This is a genomic window from Bradyrhizobium sp. 192, from assembly GCF_023100965.1.
Lineage (GTDB): Bacteria > Pseudomonadota > Alphaproteobacteria > Rhizobiales > Xanthobacteraceae > Bradyrhizobium > Bradyrhizobium symbiodeficiens.
The window spans coordinates 3601265-3628235 of record NZ_CP064690.1 but is presented as its reverse complement, the minus strand read 5'-3'; the positions used below and the strand labels follow the sequence as shown (position 1 = coordinate 3628235).

Here is a 26971-nt window from a genome sequence, read left to right as displayed (position 1 = left end):
CAGCGGCGCGCTAGGGCGCCGCGACGGCGAGGTTGACGAACTTCTCACGCTGCATCCTGCCGAGCAGCGAAGCGAGCTCGTCCTGGCTCATCGCCTTGTCGAACTGGAGGCGGAACATGCCGCCCTTGGCATCGCCGATGATCGAGGCCTGGTAGCTGTCGAGCAACGCGGTGATGTCGCCGACGCGGGCCTCGGGCGTGAAGCGCACCAGCGCGCGCGCCGGCGGAACAGCCGTGCCGAGTTCGCGTGTGATCGGACCGCTGGTCGAGAGCGAAGCTGTCTGGAAGGTCGCAGGCTGGTTCTTCATCAGCACGGCGCCGATGATTCCGGCCTGCAGCATCAGCGCGATGGCACCGAGGCTCGCCGACCACGCCAATGTGCGCGGCGACAGGCTCGCGAAGAAGGTCGAGATGCGCGCCGACAGCGGCAGCGAGCCGCTCGCCCGCGCCGGCTCGGCGTCGATCGCGGCGAACAATTTCTGCATCGCGCGCGCCGAGGGAGCCCCGAGGCTCTCGTTCAGATGGATGGTCTCTTCGTACTCGCCGCGGATCGCGGCGTATTGCCTGGCAAGCTCGGGGTCGCGCGCCAGCGCTTCCTCGACCCGCCGCGCATCGCGCGCGTTCAGCGTGCCGGCAGCGTGCCACGGCAGCAGGAGTTCAATTTCACCGGGCTCTTGCTCCAGCATCTTCTTGCTCAAAGCCATCATGGCCAGCCTCGCTCAACGCCGGCTGCCTTCAGCAGTTCGGCCAATTTCTTGCGCGCATAGAACAAGCGCGTCTTTACAGTGTTCTCCGGTATTCCGACGATTTCGGCCACCTCTTCCACGGACTTCTCGTGGTAGTAGACGAGATCGACGATTTCCCGGTGGTCCGGCGAGAGGCCCGTCAGACACTCCCGCAACGCAGCACTTGTATCTTTCTTCTGCACCGCCGTTTCCGGATTGTCGGACGTGTCCTCGATCGCGTTGGCGGCGTCTTCGTCCAGTTCAAAATCCTTCCTGCGCCGGAGCGCAGACAGGGCCTTGAACCGGGTAATTGCCAGCAGCCAGGTAGAAACGGCGGATCGGCCCTCGAACTTGCCGGCTTGACGCCAGACGTCGAGAAACACCTCGCTGATGAGGTCTTCCGCCGCCTGCTCGTCCCGCACGAGCCTCAGCCCGAAACGATACACCCTGACATGGTGCCGCCCGTACAGCACCTGCATGGCGAGCCGGTCACCTTGAGCGATCCTGGCGATCAGGACCTCGTCCGAAGCCGCCTGTGTCACGCTCAATGCCCGTCTCGCAAAGTTGGTCGGGTCGGCGCGGCGGACGGTTCGACAGGGGGGGCAAAATTGTTCAGGGTACCGCAGTCATACGGGCGCCTGTGTGATCCACCCCACATACGAGTATTTTTCTCGTCCCACCCGCGGTCGTCGGCCGCTTTCATCAAGATCGGTAACATAATACTGCAATACTTCCCTGCGGAATGCCTGTCCGGCACAGGCCGACCTCGTCCGGTTCCATAGCAGTCCTGCACGACATATGTCTCGCCAAGCCCGGCTTAGGCTCGATCGCATCGCTAACCGATGCCCTATCGCCGGCAAAAATTCTCCCGCCGAGCCTGCCACCTTGTTCTGCGCTGCACGGTTCGGATTCGGTTTCAAAGGATACCAAACCTAAAGGCTTGCCACGTAGATTTTTACGCGGACATCCACCATTGGCGGGACCATGAGCACGGCCGCGACGTCCTTTCCCGACAGGAATGCCGCTGAGGTCGCGGATCTCGTGCTCTCGCCCGAGGGGGCGGCGCCCCCCGAAGTGCTGGCGCGCCGGGCCCGGCAGCGCCGCCAGATGTATATCGGCCAGGTGGCGAGCTATTCGCTGGGCGCCTCGGTCCTGTTGCTCTACGCCTATGCTGGCGCGGTCTCCATGGTCGTTCCGTCGCTGTTCTGGCTCGGCGGTCTCCTGATCATCGGGACGTTCACCGTGCTGTCGGAAGCCGGCTTCGGCGACCGGTTCGAGGATCATTACCTCACCGTCTTCCAGATCTCGGCGCATATGGCAGTGCAGCTGGTGTTCCTGCTCGCCGTGCCCACGGTCGGGGTCGCGTTCATCGCCGTGCTGTTTCTGATCTTCGCGTTCGGCACGCTGCGGATGACCTCGAGCCAGGCGATGCTCACCTGGGGCCTTGCCACCGGCGGGCTCGCGCTGGTCTTCCTGGGCTCTGACCTGCCGATCGGACTGCCGGTTACGACCCGCCTCGAGCGAACCGCCTCGATGCTCTGCTTCGTGCTGGTGATCGGCCAGTGCGCTTTCCTCGGCCTGTTCGGCGCCACCCTGCGCAAGATCCTGTACCGGCGCAGCATCGAGCTGAAGGATGCCTATCAGCGCATCGAGGAGCTGGCCGAGCTCGACGAGCTCACCGGTTCCTACAACCGTCGCTGCATCATGCGGCTTCTCGACGCCGAGATCGAAAAGTCGCGGCAGGCATCGACGCCTTGCGCGATCGCGCTGATCGATCTCGACTGGTTCAAGCGCATCAACGACGCCCACGGCCACCCCGTCGGCGACGAAGTGCTGCGCACCTTCGCGATCACCATGTTCGCCAACATCCGTCCGGCCGATTGCTTCGGCCGCTACGGCGGCGAGGAATTCCTGCTGCTGCTGCCGGACACGTCGGGTGACGCCGCACAACGCATGCTCGAGCGCTTGCGCAGCATCGTCGCCGATCTCGACTGGAGCGCATTCTCCCTGAATATGCACGTGACCATTTCCGCGGGCGTCGTGACGCTGCGCGACGTCGATACTGCCGACACGTTTCTCGCGCGCGCCGATCGCGCGCTCTATTCCGCCAAGGCGCAAGGGCGCAACCGCATTGCAACCAGCTGACCAATCCATTTTTTCCTGCTGCGACAGAAGCCGCCGCCGGACCAAGCGCTCCAGGACAGGGCCATGATATCCAGATCCGCGAAGACATCCGAGAATTTGCTCGAGGAACTGCAGGCCGCGCTCTCGCACGGCACCGTCGCGCGCCGGGTCGAGACGCTGCGCCGCGTCACCGATCTGTTCGTGGGCAACGCGGTGGACTATTCCGACGACCACATCCGCGTGTTCGACGACGTATTCCAGTGCCTGATCGAGCAGATCGAGATCTCGGCCAAGGTGCTGCTCGCCGGCCGCCTCGCGCCGATCGCGGCTGCGCCGCCGAAAATCATCCGCACACTCGCGCTCGACGAGGTCATCGAGGTCTCCGGCCCCGTGCTGTCGAGATCGGAACGGCTGGACGAGACGACCTTGATCGAGATCGCGCGCACGCGAGGCCAGGCGCATCTCAAGGCGATCTCGCTGCGACGGGTGCTGTCGGAAGCGCTGACCGACGTGCTGGTGACGCGCGGCAACGAGGACGTGGTGCAGTCGACCGTCGGCAATCCGGGCGCGCGACTCTCCGAGGGAAGCCTCACCGATCTCGTCACCCGCGCCGAACGCGACGACGACCTCGCCACCTGCATCGGCCAGCGGCCGGACCTGCCGCGCCATCACTATTTGAAGCTGATCGCGAAAGCGTCCCTGAGCGTGCGCAGGAAGCTCGAGGCCGCGCATCCGGAGCTCGTGGACGAGGTATCGAGAGTGGTGCAGGAAGTGGCCCAGAGGGTCCGCGCCGCTGCCACGACGAAGCAGACCGAGATGGCGCGCGCGCTGGTGAGGTCGCTGCACGAGGACGGCCGTCTCAACGAATTCCAGGTCACCAGTTTCGCCGAGCAGGGCAAATTCGACGAAACCAATGCGGGGCTCGCGGCGCTCGCAGGCGTCGCGGTCGAGACCGCCGAGACCATGATGATCGAAAGCCGTACCGAGGGCGTGATGGTCCTTGCCAAGGTCGCGGGCATGTCCTGGCCAAGCGTGCGCGCCATCATCGCCATGCGCGAGAAGCTCTCCGGCGGCTCGCAGACCGACATGCTGACGCTGCGCGACGCCTACGAGGCCCTGCGCAGCTCGACCGCGCAGCAGGTGCTGCGCTTCCACCGCATGCAGCAGGGCACGATTCCGGCGGCGTGAGGCGCGACTGAGCAAGGGTCACGCGGCTCGACCGTCGAGCGTGACCTTTTTGTGAAACGCACGACGCAACCTTGCGGAAGAGATCACGCCCCGCATTCGGGATCATGCTCCGGGGCCTTCTCCCCAGGGGCATGCCATCCATGGCGCAGCACTTATGGTGTCGGCGATTTTTTTGTTCTAGCCTTCCGGAGGATTTCGTCCCGGGGGGGGCCCGTTGCGTCTTGTCAAACCGATAACACGGTCAGAACTTGAGCTTTGGCGTTTTCAGAGTTTGGCATTGTGGGGAGCATGCGTTGGCGCCGTTGCAGCTGGCCTCTCGGCCTATCTGATCCTGAATGCCGCCAAGCCGGACCTTGCCGTAAACCTTGCACTGGACTTTCCGGTCGTTCAATCAGCCGTCCCGAACGGCGAAGCCGTCAAACGCGCCGAGAAAATCTTCTATCTCCTGTTCTACGGGTTCGGCGCCGCCGTAGCGTTTGCTGCCCTCAAGCTGCGAAAGTTCTTCGAAGGGCACTCGCTCGTTCTGTTCTACCTCTCGTCTGTGATCATCATCACAGAGCTGCATCCGTTCCTGCGGGCCACGTTCGAGCCCAGATTTCAAGCGCTCGCGCTGACCGCCATGGTCGCCGCCGGTTTCATCCCGTTCGTGAAGCGCTTCCCGACCCGCATTCACATCAATGGCGATGCCGAATCCAGACCGATCGGGCTATTCGAATTTGGATGGGTCGATGCAGTGCTGATCGCTGCACTGCTGGCCCTGATCCTGCCCGGGGACGTGCAGGGCATGGCCACGCGGGCGGCCGGCGGCAATCACCCGGTATCCTACCTGACGGGGCCGGCGCTCTATCATTTCGCAAAGGGCCTGGTGCCCGGCCGCGACTTCCTGGCGTTCTACGGATACGGCCCGCCTTACTTGTTGAGCAGGTTCCTCACCGCGGACGCCAATGCCCTGTATTGCCTCTACATCAGGTTCATTGCCGGAAGTCTCGTGATCTTCCACGTGTCGGCATATTGGGTGCTGCGGGACTTCTTCCAGAACCGGGCGATGCCTTTCGTCCTGGCGTTCGTGTTTCTCGCTTTGTGCCAGTACGCCGACGGCGATGCTTTCGGCGGGCCGTCCGCGCTCGCGATCCGGTACATGTTCGTGTTCATCGCCGTGGGCATTCTGGCGCGTCTCATGGTGAAACCGTCCGGTTGGTCGTTGGCCGCGTTGTCCGCCGTCTGCGCTGTTTCGATCTTTTGGAACACCGAAACGGGGATCTATACCTGGGCCGTGGCTTGTGCGGCGCTATGCGTGCGGTTGCTGGAGCGGCGCCGTGTTTGGGAGGTCGCGGCTTTCACCGGCATGTCGATCGTGTTCCTGCTGGGATTGTTCGTTGCTGCATTCGGCCCGGCGGTCCTTTCGAAAGACTTTCTGTACGTCTTCCTTGCCCCGCTCGGTCTGCACAGCTTCTCGAACTGGGTATCGATAACCCTGATCTGGCAGCCCGGCTTCGGAACGGTCTACCAGATCGTCATGCCCGCGATCGCCATCGGCACGGCGGTGAGCGTCGCCGGCGCGTGGACAGGTTCACGCACCGTCGAGCGCGCTTATCTGCTGGTTCTGTCTCTCGTCGCACTGGTTTTCATGACCAAGTGGGTGAACCGGTCGCTCGATGCGGTGTGGCAGCAGAACGCGTTTGCTTATCTTGCCGTCGGCGCGTGGTGGGGCCGATCGGCATTTCGCGCCGCTGTCGGCCGAACAAAGTCGCAGTTGGTGCCGGCCGTGTCGCTGGGGGCGGTCGCCGTCGTCTCGGTCGCCGTGCTTCTGAGCGCGCAGGATCGGCGACAGCACGTGACGATCGGGCTGCGGTCGTATTTGCAGTATCCGAGCATCGCCAGCTTCAGATGGAAACAAAGCGCGGGCCCAATCAAGGTCGCACTCGACGCCAGCGACGTCGATCTGGTCAACAGGGTCTTGCCACCCGGTGGCCGCATGCTGTTGTTATCCAACCAGGATTGGCTAATTCTTCCGGCTTTAGGCCGAGCCCCCAAGAGCGACTTCATGCCCTTCCGGGACATGTTCAGCCGGGATCAGGTGATCAGGAGTTTTGCCGGAGCCGACTATTTCTTTTTGGAACGCGGCGCGACCTACCAATATGATTGGTTGAAGGAGATGGTCGACCAGATCCTGCAGGAGCAGTTCGAGCACTCCGAAGAGTCCACCCGGTTCATCCTCTATCGCAGGAAGTCATGACGCAAAGCTCGCGCGGGTTGTTCGAGCGCTGACGACGGACCGCGCGGCCTGGCTGGCGCGGTCAGTATCTCAGGACTTTCGCCCCGACCGCCGCGCCGATCGCCGTCACCACCGCGGTCGCGAGCGTGTACCAGGTCGCGACGAACAGGGGCGAATCGTCGGTGCAGTGCGAGGCATAGAGCGTCGCGGCAAGCCCGGCCGACACCAGGCCGGCGAGCGCTCCGGCGAGCGCGGGGCGCGAGGGCGCGCCGTGTCGCAGGCCGAACAGCGCGCCCGCAAGCAGCGGCAGCGACATCGCCGGAATTGCGACCAGGCATACCCTGGAGTTCTTGCCCATCAAGCGCATCGTCATCGGCATGGCCGGCGCCGTCATCGCCTCGCTGCCGATCGCAACTGCCAGCAGCCCGACCGGAAGCAAGAGCAGCCAGCCCCAGCCACGCAGCAGGGCTTCGGGGCGCGACAGATGCAGGCTGACGATGATCGCGGGGATCGCGAGCGACAGCGTCACCGCGAACTTCATGTCGAAGAACGGGTTGTGCATGGCCGTCATCACGTCCGGCCGCACGCCGAGGAACGTCGCGAAGACCAGGATCGACAAGGGCGCCGCCACCAGCAGCGCCATGGTCAGCACGGCGCCGACGCGCGGCGCGCGATGAGTGTTGTCGGCTGCGAGCGAACGGATGAGTTGATCGGTGTCCATGACTAGTGGTCCCGCAGTTTGGTCGTCAGCGCCGCAAGTCCGCGATGGAGTGCGACCCGCACCGCGCCCTCGCTCATCGAAAACTTCGTCGCCGTGTCCTTGATCGAAGCGCTCTCGACCGCGATCGACTGCAGCACGTCGCGCTGGCGCTGCGGCAGGGTGTTGAGCTGGGCTGCGACCTCGCCCGCGGAGGCCGTTTCCTCGGTCGCCTCGCCCGGCAGGGTTTCGGCGAAATCGTCGATGTTGACGAAGACGCGCCTGCCGCGCCGGCGCAGCGCGTCGATCAGCTTGTTGCGGCCGATGGCAAACAGCCAGGGCGCGAAGGGGGCTTCGCTGTCCCAGGTGTGACGCTTCAGATGCACCGCCAACAGAATCTCCTGCACGATATCCTCTGCCTGGTCAGGAGGCTGACCTGCCCGGGCCAAGCCTCGCCTCGCGGCCGCGCGCAGCACGGGCGTGACCGCCCTCAACAGGCGATGATACGCCGCATCATCGCCTGCCATGGCCGACCGCATCAGGCCGGTCCATTCGTCCTCACGTCCGCGCACGCGCGCCCCTCACCAAGCAATTCGGCCGTTCGTTCAATTTTGTTACGCGCCCCCGACGAAATCACAAATTCGTGATCAACCTCGGGCCACGCTACCGATCCGGCCGTCAGCGTCTGCGACGGCTCATAACAGAGATCGGCCCGTCCCGCACCCGGCGGTTGGCTCCATGGGTGCCGGTTTGCCCCGGTTTTGCCCGGTGTAGCCCGAAGATTCCCATTTTCTGCCGCGCTGTCGTCACGCCCCAGGGTCTCTGTTCGCTTCCGGGACGGGCGGAATTGGGGAGATCATCACCATGATGAAAGCCAGCGGGGGCGCGGCCCTGATTGTTCTGACCGGGCTTTTGTTGCTGTTCGGCGGCCTTATACAGGGAGGCCTTGCACAGGCGGCACCAGCCTCAGCCACAGGCAAATCGGACAGCGCGGGCAAGCAGGCCGATGCGGCCAAGCCGAGCAAGCACCGACGCCACGAGTCACGCCGCAACGGCAGCAGCAAGACGGCGCAGAAGTCGGCCGATAAGACTGATGCTCCGGCAAAGGACGAACCGAAAGCGGACACCAAGGCCGACACCGACGCGGCGGGCTCGAGCCAGATGCCGCCGGCGGTCGCCAACGCCAATGCGCAGCTCGCCGCTGATACCGCGACTTCGGCAGCGGCCTCCGCGATGACGAACCGCGCCAACGGCAATGTCCAGGCAGCAGCCGATAATACCAACGCCGCGAATGCCGAGAGCCAGAACGCCGAGATTCAGGTCGTCGCCCCCGATCAGCTCAACGACATCGACCGCGCCGCGCAACAGGACAGCCCACCGGCGCAGAAGGCGGTGATTGCCGCAACCGAGGCGCAGCCCCGGCCGGCACCGGTGATGGCGAGCAGCCAGCAGAGCTCGGCCTGGGACCAGAGCTCCCTGATCGGCAAGATCTTCATCGGCGTCGGCACGCTGCTGACGCTGGCGTCCGCCGCGCGCATGTTCATGGCGTGATCGCTGGCCTGAATTCCTAGCCTGATGTCCTGGCTTGAGAGACCGCCACCGGAACGCGCATCCCCGCGGCGTGTTCCGGCGGCCCCTTGCCCCCTTGAAGCGCACCGCGTCAGCGGGCACATTGCTCGCCCGATCAAAAGCGTGGGTGGAGCATGAGCACGTTCGAACACATCATCGTCGAAAGCAAAGACGCGGTTGGCATCATCAAGCTGAACCGGCCGAAGCTGCTCAACGCGCTCTCCTTCGGCGTCTTCCGCGAGATCGCAGCTGCCGTCGACGATCTCGAGGCCGATGACGCCATCGGCTGCATCGTCGTGACCGGCAGCGAGAAGGCCTTTGCCGCCGGCGCCGACATCAAGGAGATGCAGCCGAAGGGCTTCATCGACATGTTCTCAGAGGATTTTGCCGCGATCGGCGGCGACCGCGTCGCGCGCTGCCGCAAGCCGACCATCGCCGCTGTTTCCGGCTATGCGCTCGGCGGCGGCTGCGAGCTCGCCATGATGTGCGATTTCATCATCGCCGCCGACACCGCCAAGTTCGGCCAGCCCGAGATCACGCTCGGCACCATTCCCGGCATCGGCGGTACCCAGCGCCTGACGCGCGCGATCGGCAAGTCCAAGGCGATGGACCTCTGCCTCACCGGCCGCATGATGGATGCGGCGGAAGCCGAGCGAAGCGGTCTCGTCAGCCGCATCGTGCCCGCCGACAAGCTGATGGATGAGGTGATGGCGGCAGCCGAGAAGATCGCCGCAATGTCGCGCCCTGCGGCCGCGATGGCCAAGGAAGCGGTGAACCGCGCCTTCGAGACCACGCTTGCCGAGGGCATGAGCGTCGAGCGCAACCTGTTCCACTCGACCTTCGCGCTGGAGGACCGCTCCGAGGGCATGGCGGCGTTCATCGAGAAGCGCAAGCCGGTGAACAAGAACAAGTAATCCGGCGCACGGTCAGGCTGGTGTAAGGCTCGACCGCGTTCCCACGGAATCCCTGTGACGAAGCTGCAACAAGCACGGATTTCATGGGGGTTATCCCCGCGGCAGTTTGCCTGCGCGACCTCGGCTGGTTAAACAGTTAAGAGGCCACCGTCGGCGGGGGCGGACAGCCAAGTTAAGCGGGATTACATGATTGGGCGTACCGCCAGAGTTGGTCGCGAGATGACGCGGCATCGATCGGGCGTGAGTCCTGCGCTTGCGACATGGACCGCGCTGGCGCTGTGCTGCGCCCTGCCCTCCGCCGCCTGGGCCGAAGCCCTGCCGGAGGCACTCGCCAAGGCCTACCAGACCAATCCACAGCTCAATGCCGAACGTGCGCGACAACGCGCCACGGACGAGAACGTGCCGCAGGCCCTCGCCGGTTACCGGCCGCAGATCGTGGCGAGCCTCAGCGCCGGCCTGCAATCGGTGCGCAATCTACTGCCCGACAACACCATCCAGACCGGCAATCTGAAGCCATGGATCATCGGCGTCACCGTGACGCAGACCCTGTTCAACGGCTTCCGCACCGCCAACAACGTGCGCGCCGCCGAACTCCAGGTGCAGTCGGGCCGCGAGGCGCTGCGCAATGTCGGCCAAGGCGTGCTGCTCGACGCGGTCACCGCCTACACCAACGTGCTCGCCAACCAGTCGCTGGTCGAGGCGCAGCGTTCCAACGTCGCCTTCCTGCGCGAGACGCTCTCGGTCACCCAGCGCCGCCTCAACGCCGGCGATGTCACGCCGACCGACAGCGCGCAGGCCGAAGCGCGCCTCAACCGCGGCCTTGCCGATCTCAACGCGGCCGAAGTCGCGCTTGCCATCAGCCAGGCGACCTATGCGCAGGTGATCGGCAATGCACCGTCGCAGCTGCGGGTCGCCGAAGCTGTCGACCGCTATCTACCGAAGAGTCGCGAAGACGCGATGACGATGGCAATCCGCCAGCATCCGGCGGTGATGGCCGCCGGCTTCGACGTCGATGTCGCCTCCACCAACATCCGCATCGCCGAAGGCACCCTGCTGCCGAGCGCCACCATCCAGGGCAGCGCCAGCAAAAGCCGCAACAACGATCCGACGCTCGGCACCTTCGCCGAGGACCAGGCCTCGATCGTCGCCAACATCACCGCGCCGATCTACGACGGCGGCCAGGCCGCCGCGCAGACCCGGCAGGCCAAGGAGATCACGGCGCAGAGCCGGCTCGTGCTCGACCAGGTTCGCAACCAGGCGCGCACGGCGGCGGTGAGCGCCTGGGTTGCCAATGAAGGCGCCAAGATCACCGTGTCGGCCTCGGAATCCGAAGTGAAGGCCGCAACCGTCGCGCTGCAGGGCGTACAGCGCGAGGCCGCCGGCGGACAACGCACCACGGTCGACGTCTTGAACTCGCAGGCCGATCTGATTCAGGCCAAGGCCCGCCTGATCGGCGCCAACCGCGACCGCGTCATCGCCTCCTACACGCTGCTCAGCGCCATCGGCCATCTCGACGTCAAGACGCTCAGCCTGAACACGCCGGATTATCTGCCCGAGGTGCACTACCACCAGGTCCGCGATGCCTGGCACGGGCTGCGCACGCCCTCGGGGCAGTAGTTTCAAATCGTTTGGCGGGTTGCCGATGAAAAGCCGCCGCATCCATCTCACGGGTGCTTCCGGCTCCGGCGTGACGACGCTCGGTCGCGCGCTCGCCGGCCTGCCCTGCCCGATCACGCGCGTTGACGGCTCACGCCCGCTTGCGGACCTCGTCGAGCAGCTATGCAGCGAAGTGCAGCGGCTGCCAGGCTGATGTGATACTGTTCCGGCATCGTCGTTCAAATAACGAAGCAGGGAGAGAAACCATGCTCAGCCGACGCGGCGTCCCGTTCGCCTCCCTTGCCGCCGGAGCAGCCATGACCAAAGCCCACGCACGTGCCTCGCAACCCGCAACGCCGGTCAATTTCGAGGTCCCGCTGCACGCCTGCGACTGTCACACCCATATCCATGGCGATGTCGAAAAGTTTCCGTTCTCCGCGGGGCGCGTCTATACGCCGGAGCCGGCGAGCCCGGACGAAATGGCAGCCCTGCACAAGGCGCTGCATATCGAGCGCGTGGTGATCGTGACGCCGAGCGTCTACGGCGCCGACAATTCCTCCACCCTGTTCGGCATGAAGGCGCGCGGCGCGACCGCGCGCGGCGTGGCCGTGATCGACGACAAGACCACCGAGGCGCGGCTCGATACGATGCAGCTGGAAGGCTTCCGCGGCATCCGCATCAATCTGGCGACCGGCGGCATCAGCGATCCCGATGTCGGCCGCGCCCGCTTCACCGCCGCCGTCGAGCGCATGAAGGCGCGCGGCTGGCATGTGCAGCTCTATACGACGCTGCCGATGATTTCCGCGATCAAGGAGCTCGTGCTGGCCGCGCCCGTGCCTGCCGTGTTCGATCATTTCGGCGGGCTCGAGGCCTCGCTCGGGCTGGAGCAGCCGGGATTCGCGGACCTGGTTGCGCTCGTCAAATCCGGCAAGGCCTATGTGAAGCTCTCCGGCGCGTATCGCTCGTCGAAGCTCGCGCCCGACTATCAGGACATGGTGCCCTATGCGCGTGCGCTGATCGCCGCGAATGCGGACCGCGTCGTCTGGGGCACCGACTGGCCGCATCCGGATTCCAGCCATGCCGAGGGACGCAAGCCCACGGACATCGCGCCGCTCTATCAGATCGACGACGGCCGCCTGCTCAACCAGCTTCCGGTGTGGGCACCGGACGCCGATGTGCGCAAGAAGATCCTGGTCGACAACCCGGCACGACTCTACGGATTTTGACGGTCAGCGCGCGCGGCGCGAGAAGAACGAGATCAGGACCGGCAAGGTCACGAGGATCACGATCGGCGCCAGCATCATGCCGGTGACGACGACGACCGCGAGCGGCTTCTGCACCTGCGAACCGATACCCTCGGACAGCGCCGCCGGCAGCAACCCGACGCCGGCGACGACGCAGGTCATCAGCACCGGCCGGAGCTGAAGCTCGCCGGTCCGTACCACCGCGCTCATGCGGTCCATGCCCTCTTCGATCAGCTGGTTGTACTGCGACAGGATGATGATGCCGTCCATCACGGCGATGCCGAACAGCGCGATGAACCCGATCGCCGCGGAGACGCTGAATGCCGTGCCTGTTATCAACAGCCCCAGAACGCCGCCGAAGATCGCCATCGGGATCACGCTCATCGCGAGCAGTGTATCCGTCATCGAGCCGAAATTGAACCAGAGCAGCACGCCGATCAGCGCCAGCGAGATCGGTACCACGATCGACAGCCGCCGGATCGCGTCCTGGAGATTGCCGAACTCGCCGACCCATTCCATGCGCGAGCCCGGCGGCAGCTGCACCTGTTCGGCGATCTTCTGTTGGGCCTCGCTGATGGCGCTGCCGAGATCGCGCTCGCGCACCGAGAACTTGATCGGCAGATAGCGTTCCTGCTGCTCGCGATAGATGTAGGCGGCGCCCGAGACGAGACTGATGGTGGCGACCTCACTCAGCGGAATCTGCGTGACGGTACCGTTCGGCCCCGGCGCGCCGATGCGCAAATTCTGGATCGCCTCGGCACTGCGGCGATATTCCGGCGCGAGGCGGACGATGATCGGGAAGTGACGATCGGAGCCGGACTCGTAGAGATCGCCCGCCGTGTCGCCGCCGATCGCGACCTTGATGGTGGCGTTGATGTCGCCCGGCGCAAGGCCATAGCGCGCAGCCTTGGCGCGGTCGATGTCGATCTGGACGGTCGGCTGCCCCAGCGAAGTGAACACCGCAAGATCGGTGACGCCCTGCACCGTGGCCAGCACCGACTTGATCTTGTTGGCGGTGTCGGTGAGCGCCTGAAGGTCGCTGCCGAACAGCTTGATCGAGTTCTCGCCCTTCACGCCGGATACGGCTTCGGAGACGTTGTCCTGGAGATATTGCGAGAAATTGAACTCGACGCCGGGGAAGCGATCGTCGAGTTGCTTGAGCAGTTGCGCGGTCAGTTCCTCCTTGTCGCGGGTGCCGGGCCATTGGCTGATCGGCTTCAGCGGCGCGAAGAACTCGGCGTTGAAGAAGCCCGCGGCGTCGGTGCCGTCGTCGGGACGGCCGTGCTGCGATACGACGGACTCGACCTCGGGCCGGGCGCGGATCACCTTGCGCATCTCGTTGACGTAGGAGTTTCCTTCCTGGAGCGAGATGGTCGGCGGCAGCGTGGCGCGAATCCAGAGATTGCCCTCTTCCAGCTTGGGCAGGAATTCGAGGCCGAGCAGCCGGCTCAGCGCCACCGTCATCAGCACGAGACCGACCGCACCTCCGAGCACGATGTTGCGGTTGGCGACCGCCCATTGCAGCAACGGCGAGTACAACCGGTGCAGGATCCGCATCACCCTGGTCTCGGTTTCCTCGACATGCGCGGGCAGGATGATCGCGGACAACGCCGGCGTGACGGTGAAGGTCGCAAGGAGCCCGCCCGCCAGCGCATAGGCATACGTGCGGGCCATGGGCCCGAAGATGTTGCCCTCGACGCCCGACAGCGTGAACAGCGGCAGGAAGGCCGCGATGATGATCGCCGCGGCGAAGAAGATCGAGCGCGAGACGTCGGCGGCCGCGCTGAGGATGGCGTGGCTCTTCATGCCGAACAGCGTCTCATGGGACATATGCTCGGTCTCGGACATCGGCGTCGTCTGGGTCAGACGGCGGAAGATCGCCTCCACCATGATGACGGTGGCGTCGACGATGAGGCCGAAATCGATCGCGCCGACCGACAGCAGATTGGCCGATTCTCCGCGCAGCACCAGGATGATGACCGCGAAGAACAGCGCGAACGGAATGGTGGCGCCGACGATCAGCGCGCTGCGCAGGTCGCCGAGGAATATCCACTGCAACAGAACGATCAGCAGAATGCCGACGATCATGTTGTGCAGCACCGTGTGCGTGGTGAGCGCGATCAGGTCGCCGCGGTCGTAGATGCGCTCGATGCGCACGCCGGGCGGCAGGATGCTGGAGTTGTTGATCTGCCGGACGAGCTGGTGGACACGCTTGATGGTCGGCGAGCTCTGCTCGCCGCGGCGCATCAGCACGATGCCCTGCACGATGTCGTCCGCCTCGTCGATGCCGGCAATGCCGAGACGAGGCTTCTGGCCGACGGTGACGGTAGCGACGTCCTTGACCAGCACCGGATTGCCGCCGGTCTGCGCCACCATGGTATTGGCGAGATCGTCGATCGACCGGATCAGGCCGACGCCGCGCACGACGGCCGATTGCTGGCCGATATTGACGGTGTTGCCGCCGACATTGACGTTGGAATTGCCGACCGCTTGGAGCAATTGCGGCAGCGTCAGGCCGTTGGCGACCAGCTTGTTGAAGTCGACCTGGAGCTCATAGGTCTTGCTCTTGCCACCCCAGCCGGTGACGTCGATGACCCCCGGCACGGCGCGGAATCGGCGCTGCAGGATCCAGTCCTGGATGGTCTTGAGATCGAGCACGCTGTAGTTCGGCGGACCGACCAGGCGGTAGCGGAAGATCTCGCCGATCGGGCTGAGCGGCGAGATCTGCGGCTGCACGTTGCCCGGCAGCGGCGCGAGCTGCGCCAGGCGGTTCAACACCTGCTGCAACGCCTCGTCATAGGTGTAGGCGAACGAGAACTGAATCTTGACGTCGGAGAGACCGTAGAGCGAGATGGTGCGGATGGTCGTGACGTTCTTCAAGCCTGCGACCTGGGTCTCGATCGGGATGGTGATGTAGCGCTCGATCTCCTCCGCCGACAGCCCCGGCGACTGCGTCACGATGTCGACCATCGGCGGGGTCGGATCGGGATAGGCCTCGATGTTGAGCTGGTTGAACGCGATGACGCCGCCGATCAGCACGGCGACGAACATCCCGACCATCAGGAAGCGCCGGTTGACGGCAAGGGCGACGAGGCGATCCATTCAGGTCTTCAGCTTGTCTTCGTTTTCTTGGGCGGTCGATCAGCTGCCGGACGCCGCGCGGTCGATGAACAGGCTGCCTTTGACGACGATCTGCTCGCCGGGATTCAAATTTCTGGTGACCTCGACGAGGTTGCCGTTGATGAGACCGATCTTGATTTCGCGCAACTCGACCGACTTGTCCTCACGTGCGACCCAGAGGCGGACCTTGTCGGCCTCATAGATCAGCGCCTGCTTCGGCACGGCGGGCGCGGCGCGGTCGCCCGCCGAATAGATCGTGACGTTGGCGAACATCTCGGGCTTGAGCAGCCCGTCCTTGTTGTCGATGGTGGCGCGGACCAGCAGGCGGCGGGTGTTGGGGTCGATCGCGGCGGCAACGTAATTGATCTTGCCGGTCAAGGGGCGGCCCGGCAGCGCCATCACGTTGACGGTAATGTCCTGGCCGATACAGACCGCGGCGGCGTCGCTCTCGCGCACGAAGGCGGTGAGCCAGACCGTCGAGAGATCGCCGACCACGAAGACCGGATCGCTGGCGCCGGAATTGACGTATTGGCCGGGGCCGATCTTGCGCTGCACGACCGTGCCGGAGATCGGCGAGTAAATCGTGATCTCCCGATCGATGACGCCCTTGTCCTGGAACGTCTTGATGGCCTCGTCGGTGAAGCCGAGGATGCGCAGCTTGCTGCGCGCGGCTTCCAGCGCGGTGGCCGAGGAGCGCATGTCGTTCTGCGCCTGAACCTGCGTCGCCTCCGCCTGCTGATAATCCTTCAACGGAATGGCGTGGCCTTCATAGAGATCCTTGGCGCGCCTGAATTGGATATCGGCAAGGTCGATCGCCGACTTCGCCTTGTTCTGCGAGGTCATCGCTGCGATGAAATCGTTCTGGGCCTGCACGGTGTCCGCGGCCTCGATCGTGAACAGCGGTTGGCCCTGCTTCAGCATCTCACCCGGCTTGGCGAGCAGCTTGGTGACGCGCCCCGCATAGGGCGAGAACACCGGCGTCGAACGGTCCTCGTCGACGGCGACCTTGCCTTCGGTGACATATTCGGCGCGGAAGGCTCTGGCCTTGACCGGCTCGATCGTCAGCGATGCCCATTCCGACGGCGTCGGCGTGAAGTTCTGCGCATTCCTGCGCGACTGGCTGGATATCTCGGAGTGCTTCTTGTCCTTGGACCCCGAAGCGAGGAACCCGTAGGCACCGGCGCCTGCAAGGCATAGTAGAACTACGGACGTGATCACCCGTTGCTTTGTAAACACCTGCAATCGCTTGGTATTTTCAACTACCATGGAGCCCGGTCGTGTCTGCGACGATCTTGGCAGATGCTTGCCTTGTCGGTCGCGCTAATAGTGCCGAATTGCGATTTCAAACAACCTAAAAAACGCTGCGCGCCTTTCGGTTTGCGTTAAAATTTTGCGACATGTCAGCTTCACGTCAGCTTCGCGCCGGCCATTGCGCCGGATGACTGCCGAGCGGCATCGCCGGACGAGACCATTGCGCCGGTGTCGTCGACAGTAGCGCCGCATGACGCACCGCCTTCAACATGCCGAAGCCAGATGGCATGCTCTCGATGAACGCAGCATGTACGGCCTCGCCCGTAAGATCCGGAGTGTTCAGTCCGCCATCGAGGCGGCCGAGATTCCACAGCCATCGCCCGGTCTGCGCCAGTGACACGCGCACGTGCCAGCTGCCGCCTTCGCGCGCCTGGCGCATCTTCGCCATCATCGCGCCGAACGCCATCAGATAACCGGTGGCGTGGTCGAGCATCTGCGCCGGCAATTCCTTCGGACCGTCGATGCCGGCGGCCCTTCCTTCCGCATCGTTGAAGCCGGTGGTGGTTTGCACCAGGGAATCGAAGCCGCGCCGCTCGGCCCAGGGGCCGGTGTGCCCATAGGCCGACAGCGTCACATAGACGATGCCGGGGTTGATCTGAGCTGCGTCCTCGGGCGCGAAGCCGAGGGCAGCGAGCGCGCGTGGACGATAGCCCTGCGAGAAGATGTCGGCGTCCCGCAACAATTCGCGCAACTGCGCCCTGCCCGTCTCGCTCTTCAACTCGATGAAGGCGGTGAGCTTGCCGCGCCCGGTATCGATGGTGAGCCAGTCGATGGCGGGCAACTCCGGACCCGACACCAGCAGCACGTCCGCACCATGCGCAGCGAGCGTGCGGCCGGCGACGGGGCCTGCGATGACGCGGGAGAGATCGAGTACGCGAAGGCTCGACAGCGGACGATCGCCTTCTGGCCACGTCTTTGGCGGGGCTTCGCCGATCTTCTCAATCGAGATCAGCGGCAATTGCGCGAGCGCGCGCGCCTGCGGCAGCGCTGACCATTCGTCGTAGGAGCGCATCAGCGCAACGACGCCGCCCGCGGCGTAAACCGCGATTTCAAAATCCTCGCCCTTCCATTGCATCAGCGCCGCCTGCACCTTGTCGCGCTCCGCATCACAGCCGAGCACCTTGCAGACGGCATCGCGGTGATGCGGAAAATTGGTGTGGCAACGAACGAATCGATTGTCGCCGGCCCTGTAGACGCCGGCGATGGCGTCCCAGGCGGGCGGCGGCGGCTTGTCGTCGACGCGCAGATAGCGCTCGGAACGGCATTCGGCGACGGCGTGGCGCAGATCGACGCTCACGTCCTGCGTCTGGCCACTGCGCAGCCGCCAGATTTCAGCCGCGGCAAGACCGGCGGCCGCGATGGCTGTCTGTCCGGCAATTGCGACGCGGAAAGAGGACGGAAGCTGAGGCTCCTCACCACTCAGCCGGACGCGTTCGAGCGCCGGCGCATCGCCGCCGGCGGAGGTCCAGATGTCCTTGAGAATGTCGGCAGGGCTTTGCATGGCCGCTTCTCTCCCCTAGGTTTTCGGCGACCATCCAATAGCACATAAGGAAATGCAATGGCCGCCATCGACCCCCTTACCGCAGGCGCCGTGTTCATCGCAACGGCGGCCACAGACGCGGTCTATGTCATGTTCACCTCGGCCGTGATCGCGCGAAAACGCGTGCCAGCGGCGAACTGGAGCGCGGTCTGGTACATGCTCTCCTCCTACGCCGTGATCAGCTACACCGAAAACGCCTTTTACGTTGCCTTCGCCGCGATCGGCTCCTGGGCCGGCGCCTACGCGTCGCTCACATTCCTGCACCGCCCGCCCGGCGGCCCGCCGGTCGGTGCAGCGCCGGAGTGAATGGGCCCTGCCTCTCTCCACGTCATTGCGAGGAGCTGTTGCGACGAAGCAATCCAGACTGCCTCCACGGATGCATTTCTGGATTGCTTCGCTGCGCTCGCAATAATGAATTGGAGAGTTCAGCATATCTCCGGAAACAGCTACACTCTCCACATCAACAAAAAGGAAACTCAACAATGGATCTCGGTCTCAAAGGCAAGAACGCCATCGTGCTCGGCGGCACGCGCGGCATCGGGCGGGCGATTGCGGCGACGCTGGCCGGTGAAGGCACCAATGTCGCGGTGTGCGCGCGCAATGCCGATCAGGTTGCAGCCACCGTCGCCGAGCTAAAGGCGCAGGGCGTCAACGCCACCGGCGGCCCGGTCAACGTGACCGACGGCGCGGCGCTGAAATCCTGGATCGAGGGTGCAGCCAAAGAGCTTGGCGGCATCGACATGCTGTTCTCCAATGCCGGCGCGATGGCGCAGGGCCACGATGCAGCATCGTGGGAGCAGAATTTCAGGCTCGACCTGCTCGGTGCCGTGCATGCGTTCGATGCTGCGCGGCCGTTCCTCGAAGCGAGCGGAGAAAGAAGCGGCGACGCCGCCTTCGTCATCATCTCCTCGATCTCGGCGGCGCAGGCCGACACGGCCAGCTCCTACGGCCCGATCAAGGCGGCGCTGATCCACATGGCCAAGGGACTGGCGCGGCAACATGCGAAGAAGAAGATCCGTGTGAATGTCGTGTCGCCCGGCACGGTCTATTTCAAGGGCGGGGTCTGGGAGATGGTCGAGAAGAACATGCCCGAGCGTTACAACGACGCGATGAAGCGCAATCCCACGGGACGCATGGCAACGCCGCAGGAGATCGCGAGCGCGGCGGTGTTTCTGGCAAGCCCGGTGTCGGGGTTCACCACCGGATCGAATCTCGTCGTGGACGGCGCGATCTCGAACCGGGTGAATTTTTAGGGAAGCGGAGCATCATCATCGAAGAACTTGTAGGGTGGGCAACGCGAAGCGTGCCCACCGCTTTTCGCGAAAGATCCTAGAAGGTGGGCACGGCGCTTACGCGCCTTTGCCCACCCTTGTATTAGCGCATCGGTATAGGATTGGCCCCGTTCCGTGAGGAATGGCCCAGCCCGGGTGGCCACCCTGGCTGGGCCGCCGATCGATCGGATCGATGCCCACCGAAGCCTTGAGGGCTGCGTTTCGTAGCAAGATCGCGGTCGGCACTTCATCGGGACCCGCATGGTTGAACGAACTTCAGGTTCGCATAACAAGGGAGGGTCGAGGAAGATGGCCAAGCGTAACACGATCTGTGCCGGGATCGATACCGGCAAACGCAAGCTCGACGTGGCGATCGATGGCAACTCTGAGCAGTTGCGGGTCGACAACACGGCAAGAGGTCACCAGGCGCTGGTGGAGTGGTTGAAGTGCCGCAAGGTAAAGAGGGTCGGGATCGAGGCAAGTGGAGGCTACGAGCAGGCGGTCGTTGCGGAGCTGCGGCGCAAGCGTTTCGTCGTCGTGCTGTTTCAGCCGAAGCAGGTCCGCGCCTATGCCACGTTCCGTCTGCTGCTGGCTAAGAACGACAGGATCGACGCGGCGCTGATCGCGACGTGCACTGCCGCGGTCAAGACGATCCATCCTGCACCGGATCCGCGGTTGCAGCCCTTTGCCGAGCATCTGACCATGATCGATCAGATCACGGAAGACATCGCAAGGCTGAAGAACCGGCTCGAGAGTTGCCGCGACAAGCGGATTCAAGGGGTTTGGAAGGCGCAGATCGCGCTGTTGGCAAAGTCCAAACGAGCCGAGTTCAAGGCGCTGCTGGCGGCGATCCGCAAGCATCCTGATCTCGCCGCACGGCTCGATCTGATCTACAGCGTCGCCGGCTGCGGTCTGCCGACCGCGGCTGCCGTCCTGATCAGGATGCCCGAGATCGGCAACATCACACGCGAACGGGCCTCAGCTCTCAGTGGACTGGCGCCTTACGACGACGATAGCGGCGAACGATCCGGTGCCCGTCACATCAAAGGTGGCCGTGAGCGGCTGCGTTGGGCGCTCTACAACGCGGCTCTTCCGGCATCCTCCCGATGGAACCCGCAGATGAAGGCTCTCTATACAAGGCTGATCGCCGCCGGAAAATCTCATAAATGCGCGCTGGTCGCTTGCGCCAAAAAGTTGCTCGTCACGATCAACGCCGTGGTCGCCCGCGGAACTCCGTGGATCGCCGAAGCGCCTCAAACTGCCAAGCTGCCCGCCACCTGATCGCGTTTCTTTGTTCGATCAGGCGGCCGTTTCTTCGTCCCGACCTTCCGCCTGGACGACGCCGTGCGCCGCGGCCGTCAAGGTTGGCCGTCGCGAACGCCCCGCGTCAAACTCGCTGCCGCCAGGCCACACCTTGACGGCTGCAAGCCCGGCGTCATGCTTGCGGAAAATCGGGAGAACCTTAATGGTTGCTACGGCGACCGTGCGTGTGGCAGCACTCCGCCCCCCCACTGTCAATGAAAATCCCGTGACGGCGGCAGGATGCGGACGTTGCGGGGGTGGCGGATTTTTTGTGCCGGCATGTCCGTGAGCGCGCGAGGGTCTTCGTTGAGCGGCTCGACCACGGTGGCGCCTGCCGGCAGCGGATGCTTGCGGCTCAGAGCGTCGTTGGCGAGGCCAACCAGATCGTGCGAGCGATCGATCAGGCGCTGGGCGATGAGATGCGTCACCTTCTCGGGGCTGCTCTGGATATAACCGTGAACCTCGATGAGGCGCGCGCCCATCACCTCTTTGCGGTACTGCTCCATGATCTTGGGCCAGACCACGACATTGGCGATGCCGGTTTCGTCCTCCAGCGTCATGAACACGACGCCACTGGCGCTGCCCGGCCGTTGCCGCACCAGCACCACGCCGGCGCAGCGGACGCGGCGCCGCTCGTTCTCGTGGCTGATCTCCCTGCAGGCGACGACGCGCTCGCGCGAAAACATCTCGCGCAGGAATTCCATCGGGTGGCCCTTCAGCGACAACCGGATGGTCTGGTAGTCCGCGACCACCTGCTCGGCGCGCGGCATCACGGGCAGCGGCTTGGCATGCTCGTCGGGCTGCTCGCGCGCGGTGGCGGCCTCGAACAGCGGCAGCGGCACGTCGTCGGGCAGCCGCCGCACCTGCCACAGCGCTTCGCGGCGATCGAGCCCGAGCGAGCGGAACGCGTCGGCATCTGCCAGCAGGATCAGCGCGCGCTTGGGCAGGCCGGTGTCGCGGGCGAAATCTTCGAGCGAGGTGAAGGGCCGGCGGTTCCGCGCGGCAACGATGCGGTCAGCCCAATCGAGTACTCTCTCCACATTGCCATTCCGGGGCAATGCGTCAGCATCGAGCCCGGAATCCATTCCGCCAGGCGTATGCTGCGATTCCGGGTTCGCGCTTTGCGCGCCCCGGAATGACGACTGAGAGCGTTTCAACTGCTCTTCATCCTCGTCCAGCCAGTGAAAGCCGTCGATCTGACGGAAGCCCAGGCGCACGGCGCAGTATTTGCCGTCAGTGTTCTCCAGCGTGTTTTGCGCAAAACTATAGGACACGTCGATGTCACGAATCTCGACGCCGTTCTTGCGGGCGTCGTTGACGATCTGTGCGGGCGCATAGAAGCCCATCGGCTGCGAATTCAGCAGGCCGCAGCAGAAGGCGTCGGGATGATGGTACTTCAGCCACGACGAGATGTAGACGAGCTGGGCGAAGCTCGCGGCGTGGCTCTCCGGGAAACCGTAGGAGCCAAAACCCTTGATCTGATCGAAGCAGTTTCGCGCGAATTGAGGATCATACCCTCGGCGGATCATATTGCCGATCATTTTCGCTTCGAAATTGCCGATGGTCCCGACATTGCGGAACGTCGCCATGGCACGTCGCAATCCATTGGCTTCTTCCGAGGTAAATTCTGCGGCCACGATCGCGATCCGCATCGCCTGCTCCTGAAACAGGGGCACGCCGAGCGTCTTGTGAAGAACCTCGCGAAGCTCGTTCTTGTTGCCACCTTTGGGATAGGGATACTCGATATCCGCTGGATTCATCTTCCGCCGGCGCAAATAGGGATGCACCATGTCGCCCTGGATCGGTCCGGGCCGCACGATCGCGACTTCGATGACGAGGTCGTAGAAGGTCCGCGGCTTAAGGCGCGGCAGCATGTTCATCTGGGCGCGGCTCTCGACCTGGAACACGCCGAGCGACTCCCCGGCACACAGCATGTCGTAAACCTCCGGGTCGTCCTGCGGAACGCTCGCCAACGCAAAACGCTCACCCTTGTGCTGGTCGATCAGATCGAAACATTTCCTGATGCAGGTCAGCATACCCAGCGCGAGCACGTCGACCTTCATCATGTTGAGCGCGTCGACGTCGTCCTTGTCCCATTCGATGAAGGTGCGGTCATCCATCGCGGCGTTGCCGATCGGGACATAGGTGTCGAGCCGGTCCTGCGTCAGAACATAGCCGCCGACATGCTGGGAGAGATGGCGCGGAAATTCGATCAGCTCGGTCGCAAGCTCGACCGCAAGATTGATCATGGGATTGCCGGGATCGAGCCCGGCCTGCCTGACCTGCATGTCGTTGAGGCCCTTGCCCCAGCTTCCCCAGACGGTGTCGGCGAGCGCGGCGGTGACGTCCTCGGTCAGGCCCAGCGCCTCGCCGACGTCGCGAATGGCGCTGCGCGGGCGATAATGGATGACGGTCGCGATGATCGCGGCACGGTGGCGGCCGTAACGGCGATAGACATATTGCATCACCTCCTCGCGCCGCGAATGCTCGAAATCGACGTCGATGTCGGGCGGCTCCAGCCGTTCCTTTGAGATGAAGCGCTCGAACAACAAATCGACCTTGGTCGGATCGACCGAGGTGATGCCGAGCACGTAGCACACGGCTGAATTCGCCGCCGAGCCGCGGCCCTGGCACAAAATGTTCTGGCTGCGCGCATAGTGGACGATGTCGTGCACGGTGAGGAAGTAATGCGCGTATTTCAGCTCGGCGATCAGCGCGAGCTCTTTATGCAAGGTGGCGCGCAGTTTCGTGTCAATGTTCTCGACGCCGCCAAAATATTTGTCGACACCCGCCCAGGTCAAATCCTCCAGATGTCCCTGCGCGGTCTTGCCCGGCGGCACCGGCTCGTCCGGGTACTGGTATTTGAGCTGGTCGAGCGAGAAGTCGATCTTCCCCGCAAAACGCATGGTCTCCGCGATCGCGTCGGGAAAATCGCGGAACAGCCGCGCCATCTCTCGCGGCGTTTTCAGGAACCGTTCGGCATTGGCTTCCAGCTTCTTCCCGACCGCCTCGATCGTGGTCTTTTCCCGGATGCAGGTCAGCACGTCCTGAAGCGGACGGCGGCCGGGATCGTGATAGAGCACCTCGTTGGTCGCGAGCAACGGCACCTTTGCTTTGGCGGCGAGGTCATCGAGCCGCGCCAGCCGGCGGCGGTCATCGCCGCGATAGATCAGGCTCGCTGCCAGCCACACGCCCTCGGCGCGGCTCGCCTTCAGCTTTGCAAGCATATCCAGCGCCTGCGGCGGCTCGAAGCGATACGGCAACGTCAGGACCAGGAGCTGGCCTTGCGAAAACTCCAGGAGATCGGCGAAGGCGAGACGGCATTCGCCCTTCTCGATCCGCGTGATGTCGTCGCCACGCTTGCCCCGGGTCAGGAGCTGGCACAGCCGGCCATAGGCGGCGCGGTCGCGTGGATAGACCAGAATGTCGGGCGTGCCGTCGCTGAAGACGATGCGCGCGCCGATCAGCAGTTTCGGCTTGTGCAGCACCTTGTCGTTGCCGAGCTCATTCCAGGCCCGCACCACGCCGGCGAGCGTGTTGTGATCGGCGATGCCGATCCCGGGAAGACCGAGCTTGCTGGCCTGATGCACATAGGCGCGCGGATCCGAGCCGCCACGCAGGAAGGAGAAGTTCGTTGTGATGCCGATCTCGGCATAAGCGGGCGTACTCATGCGAAGAGACCGTGCACATACCAGCCGGGAGAAGCAGGCTCGCCATCGCCGTCGAACACCTCCCCTTCGTAAAGTCCGTCGCGAAAGATCCAGAAGCGCAGGCCCTCGGCGTCCTCGATTCGAAAGTAATCCCGGGTCAGCTGCTTGCCGTCCTGCCGCCACCATTCCATGGCGATGCGCTCGGGCCCCTCCACCCGCACCACGGCATGCAGCGCGCGGCGCCAGGTGAATTGATGCGGCGGTCCATCGGGCACGGCCGCGAACGGCACTTTGATCGGCTCCGGTCTGTCGAACAGCCGCAAGGGACGCAGCGGCGGCTCGCTTTCGGTCCGCGCCGGCCATTCGGCCTGCATGGCGGCAGCGAGATGATGCTGCGCCGGGGCGGCCATCACCGCGCATTCGGGGATATGGGTATCCTCGGGCAGGTGCACGACGACGCGTTTTCCGCCGATCCGCGCGGCGATGCGGTCGATCAGGGCAGAGAGCTCGTCATTGTCATGGACATGGGCGTCGAGATCGCGCTGCTCCTGCACCACGATCTCGGTGCGGCTCGCCGACAGGCGCACCATGTCGAAGCCGAAACCGGGATCGAGGGGATCGGCGAGCGCGTCAAGGCGCTCGCGGAACAGCCGGTCGATGACTTTGCTTTGCGTCACCGGCCGCCCGGCCTCGACCATGATCGCGCGTACCACGCCGTCGGTGCGGAAGAACGCGGCTTCCAGCCGACGGGCGCCCTTGCCCTGCTTCTCCATTGAGGCAATCAGCGTGTCCGCCAGCCGCGACAGCGTCATCGCGATCATGGTGTCGGTCGCGATCGGCTCGGCGAAGCGCTTCTCCACGATGTAATCGGGCAGCGGTTTCCGCGGGCTGATCGGCGCATCGCCCTGCCCCAGCGCATGCGCGAGCAGCGTGGAGAAGCGCGCGCCGAACCGCGCCGTGATCTCGCTCGGCGAACGGGAGGCGACATCGCCGATGGTCTTCAGCCCGGCACGTCGGAGGCCCGTGGTGATGGCCTCGCCCGCACCGAGCGCGGACACCGGAAACCGGTCGATCGCCGCCGCCTCCCCGCCATCGGCAACGATGCAGCCCGTGGCCTGCCGCGTCAGCGTTCGCGCGCAGACCGAGGTGCCGGCGATCGCCGCGCTGACGGCAAAGCCTTGTCGGCCGAGCGCACGAACCAGCGTCTGCAACAGCGCCGCTTCGCCGCCGAACAGATGCGCGCAGCCGGTGATGTCGAGGAACAGCCCATGCGGCGGATCGAGCGCGACCAGCGGCGTGAAGCGGTCGCACCAGTCGGCGATGTCGCTGAGCGTCTTCGCATCGGCGACGGCATCGGCGTCGAACACCTCTAAGTCCGGACACATCGCCCGGGCATTCGCCAGGGGCTGGCCGATATACAGCCCGAGGCGCTCGGCGGCCTCGTCCAGCGCATGGATGACCAGCGCATTGTTGTCCTTGATGACGACGATGCTGGGCTCGTCTTTTTGTTTTGACGCGTTTTCTTCACGCAAACCGGCACCCACTTCGCTTGAAAACGCTCTGATCTTACCCAGCCCGGCGCTGCTGAAGAAACGTTGGATTCTGTCGATCGGCAGGCGCGGCAGCCACAGGCTGAGAATACGTCGACGGTTCACTGAACTGGCACTCATCACAATTCCATTCCATGATCCACCGGCCGCACGGGCCATGACGATTGCGCAAGAGCTCGGCATCGAAGCGCGGCGCGCCCCAGGCGTCCCATACCGACCCCGGCGGCGAATGCGCCGCGCGCAGCATCCATCGTGTCTCTGCAGTCGAAGGCAGCGGCTGCGCGGCCATGCGCAGCATCAGGCCGGTGACGCCGGAACCTTGTGCGGCCAGCGTCAGCTTGCGGCTCGCCACCAGATCGAACTGCCTGGTCTCGCCCCAGAGCTCGAGCACGACCGCGCCCAGCGCATCGCAGGCGAGCGCATCGGCCGAGCTGCGCAGCGCGCTCTCGACATCGGCGGCGCGCACCATCACCACGCGGCGTGGATCGAGGCCGAGCTCGGCGAGCCCGCTCATCGACAGTGCGCCCGCCTCTATCTCCGAGAAATCCTGTCGTATCCACAGCAGCGGCCGCTGCGCCGAGACGCGCCCGGCAAGCCCCATGACGAAGCCGGTTGCGGCCGTCCCCTGAGACCCAGCGCAAAACACCTCGTGGATCGCAGCGCGCGCGAGGCCGCCCTTCAGCGCGCCATCGGCTTCGTTGTGGCCGAGTGCGACGCGATCGTGCGGATGCACGACCAACGCCGTCTCGATGCGCTCGATCTGGCCGCGCAAACTCGCAAGCGCGCTCATACGTGCGCCGCTCATGCTCGCCGCTCCTCAGGAATTGGTGCCGTGGTCTTAAAAACAAGAACCAGCGGCTGGCTCATTTGTTCATGATATGTTCTAATATAAAGCTAACGGCGGCCGGGGAGTCAATCGAATTGGTGCTCCGTCAGATTCGTCAGCTGAATCAAAG

At 64.5% G+C, this 26971-nt stretch carries 21 protein-coding genes; 11 read left to right on the top strand and 10 right to left on the bottom strand.

Going from position 1 to position 26971, the window contains the following annotated elements; genetic code table 11:
- Nucleotides 1-10: 10 nt before the first annotated feature.
- Both IVB24_RS16440 and IVB24_RS16435 read right to left on the bottom strand, forming a co-directional pair.
- Nucleotides 11-706 carry a hypothetical protein gene (locus IVB24_RS16440; protein WP_094975191.1) on the bottom strand — a complete coding sequence of 232 codons (696 nt, stop codon included), beginning with the start codon at nt 704-706 and terminating at the stop codon, nt 11-13.
- Nucleotides 703-1272, bottom strand: a complete 570-nt coding sequence (locus tag IVB24_RS16435; RefSeq protein WP_162307447.1) for a sigma-70 family RNA polymerase sigma factor — start codon at nt 1270-1272, stop codon at nt 703-705. The genes IVB24_RS16440 and IVB24_RS16435 overlap by 4 nt, the downstream gene beginning before the upstream one ends.
- 436 nt (nt 1273-1708) lie before the next feature.
- Between IVB24_RS16435 and IVB24_RS16430 the strand changes: the two genes are divergently transcribed.
- The 3 genes from IVB24_RS16430 to IVB24_RS16420 all read left to right on the top strand — a co-directional run bounded on the left by IVB24_RS16430 (nt 1709) and on the right by IVB24_RS16420 (nt 6272).
- Nucleotides 1709-2869 carry a GGDEF domain-containing protein gene (locus IVB24_RS16430; protein ID WP_094975192.1) on the top strand — a complete coding sequence of 387 codons (1161 nt, stop codon included), beginning with the start codon at nt 1709-1711 and terminating at the stop codon, nt 2867-2869.
- 63 nt (nt 2870-2932) lie between these two features.
- Complete coding sequence (locus IVB24_RS16425; RefSeq protein WP_247773755.1) at nt 2933-4036, top strand: DUF2336 domain-containing protein; 1104 nt, start codon at nt 2933-2935, stop codon at nt 4034-4036.
- Between the two features lie 214 nt (nt 4037-4250).
- Nucleotides 4251-6272 carry a hypothetical protein gene (locus IVB24_RS16420; protein ID WP_247773753.1) on the top strand — a complete coding sequence of 674 codons (2022 nt, stop codon included), beginning with the start codon at nt 4251-4253 and terminating at the stop codon, nt 6270-6272.
- Nucleotides 6273-6333: 61 nt separating this feature from the next.
- Here IVB24_RS16420 and IVB24_RS16415 read toward each other — a convergent pair whose 3' ends face one another.
- Together IVB24_RS16415 and IVB24_RS16410 are read right to left on the bottom strand one after the other, a co-directional pair.
- Entirely contained in the window at nt 6334-6972 is a 639-nt protein-coding gene (locus IVB24_RS16415; protein WP_247773751.1) for a DUF1109 domain-containing protein, read from the bottom strand.
- Nucleotides 6973-6974: 2 nt separating this feature from the next.
- Nucleotides 6975-7520 carry a sigma-70 family RNA polymerase sigma factor gene (locus IVB24_RS16410; RefSeq protein WP_247773750.1) on the bottom strand — a complete coding sequence of 182 codons (546 nt, stop codon included), beginning with the start codon at nt 7518-7520 and terminating at the stop codon, nt 6975-6977.
- Between the two features lie 292 nt (nt 7521-7812).
- Here IVB24_RS16410 and IVB24_RS16405 point away from each other — a divergent pair, with 292 nt between their 5' ends.
- From IVB24_RS16405 to IVB24_RS16385, 5 genes are all read left to right on the top strand, one after another.
- Nucleotides 7813-8499, top strand: a complete 687-nt coding sequence (locus IVB24_RS16405; RefSeq protein WP_247773748.1) for a hypothetical protein — start codon at nt 7813-7815, stop codon at nt 8497-8499.
- Nucleotides 8500-8651: 152 nt separating this feature from the next.
- Nucleotides 8652-9431 (top strand): enoyl-CoA hydratase, encoded by a 780-nt coding sequence (locus IVB24_RS16400; RefSeq protein WP_247773746.1) that lies wholly within the window; start codon nt 8652-8654, stop codon nt 9429-9431.
- 219 nt (nt 9432-9650) lie between these two features.
- Entirely contained in the window at nt 9651-11048 is a 1398-nt protein-coding gene (locus tag IVB24_RS16395) for a TolC family outer membrane protein (protein WP_162308455.1), read from the top strand.
- Nucleotides 11049-11073: 25 nt separating this feature from the next.
- Nucleotides 11074-11241 carry a hypothetical protein gene (locus IVB24_RS16390; protein WP_155526018.1) on the top strand — a complete coding sequence of 56 codons (168 nt, stop codon included), beginning with the start codon at nt 11074-11076 and terminating at the stop codon, nt 11239-11241.
- Nucleotides 11242-11293: 52 nt separating this feature from the next.
- Nucleotides 11294-12253, top strand: coding sequence for an amidohydrolase family protein (locus IVB24_RS16385; protein ID WP_247773745.1), 960 nt, complete (start codon nt 11294-11296; stop codon nt 12251-12253).
- 3 nt (nt 12254-12256) lie between these two features.
- Here the strand turns inward: IVB24_RS16385 and IVB24_RS16380 are convergent, their stop codons facing one another.
- The 3 genes from IVB24_RS16380 to IVB24_RS16370 all read right to left on the bottom strand — a co-directional run bounded on the left by IVB24_RS16380 (nt 12257) and on the right by IVB24_RS16370 (nt 18203).
- Entirely contained in the window at nt 12257-15373 is a 3117-nt protein-coding gene (locus IVB24_RS16380; RefSeq protein WP_247773743.1) for a CusA/CzcA family heavy metal efflux RND transporter, read from the bottom strand.
- 39 nt (nt 15374-15412) lie between these two features.
- Nucleotides 15413-16657 carry an efflux RND transporter periplasmic adaptor subunit gene (locus IVB24_RS16375; RefSeq protein ID WP_247773741.1) on the bottom strand — a complete coding sequence of 415 codons (1245 nt, stop codon included), beginning with the start codon at nt 16655-16657 and terminating at the stop codon, nt 15413-15415.
- Between the two features lie 145 nt (nt 16658-16802).
- Nucleotides 16803-18203: a CoA transferase gene (locus tag IVB24_RS16370; RefSeq protein WP_247773740.1), complete on the bottom strand. Its 1401-nt coding sequence runs from the start codon at nt 18201-18203 to the stop codon at nt 16803-16805.
- Between the two features lie 57 nt (nt 18204-18260).
- Between IVB24_RS16370 and IVB24_RS16365 the strand changes: the two genes are divergently transcribed.
- From IVB24_RS16365 to IVB24_RS16355, 3 genes are all read left to right on the top strand, one after another.
- Complete coding sequence (locus IVB24_RS16365) at nt 18261-18548, top strand: hypothetical protein (protein ID WP_092024185.1); 288 nt, start codon at nt 18261-18263, stop codon at nt 18546-18548.
- A gap of 176 nt (nt 18549-18724) precedes the next feature.
- The gene (locus tag IVB24_RS16360) at nt 18725-19495 is read left to right on the top strand and encodes an SDR family oxidoreductase (RefSeq protein ID WP_094975204.1); all 771 of its coding nucleotides are present in this window, start codon (nt 18725-18727) and stop codon (nt 19493-19495) included.
- Between the two features lie 327 nt (nt 19496-19822).
- Nucleotides 19823-20794 (top strand): IS110 family transposase, encoded by a 972-nt coding sequence (locus IVB24_RS16355; RefSeq protein ID WP_247769734.1) that lies wholly within the window; start codon nt 19823-19825, stop codon nt 20792-20794.
- 233 nt (nt 20795-21027) lie between these two features.
- Here IVB24_RS16355 and IVB24_RS16350 read toward each other — a convergent pair whose 3' ends face one another.
- Genes IVB24_RS16350 through IVB24_RS16340 form a run of 3 tightly spaced genes read right to left on the bottom strand, consistent with a single transcriptional unit; the run spans nt 21028 to nt 26820 of the window.
- Nucleotides 21028-24486 carry an error-prone DNA polymerase gene (locus tag IVB24_RS16350; RefSeq protein WP_247773738.1) on the bottom strand — a complete coding sequence of 1153 codons (3459 nt, stop codon included), beginning with the start codon at nt 24484-24486 and terminating at the stop codon, nt 21028-21030.
- Nucleotides 24483-26135: a DNA polymerase Y family protein gene (locus IVB24_RS16345; RefSeq protein ID WP_247773736.1), complete on the bottom strand. Its 1653-nt coding sequence runs from the start codon at nt 26133-26135 to the stop codon at nt 24483-24485. Before IVB24_RS16345 ends, IVB24_RS16350 begins: the two co-directional genes overlap by 4 nt.
- Entirely contained in the window at nt 26032-26820 is a 789-nt protein-coding gene (locus tag IVB24_RS16340; protein WP_247773734.1) for a DNA repair protein, read from the bottom strand. Before IVB24_RS16340 ends, IVB24_RS16345 begins: the two co-directional genes overlap by 104 nt.
- Nucleotides 26821-26971: the final 151 nt, after the last annotated feature.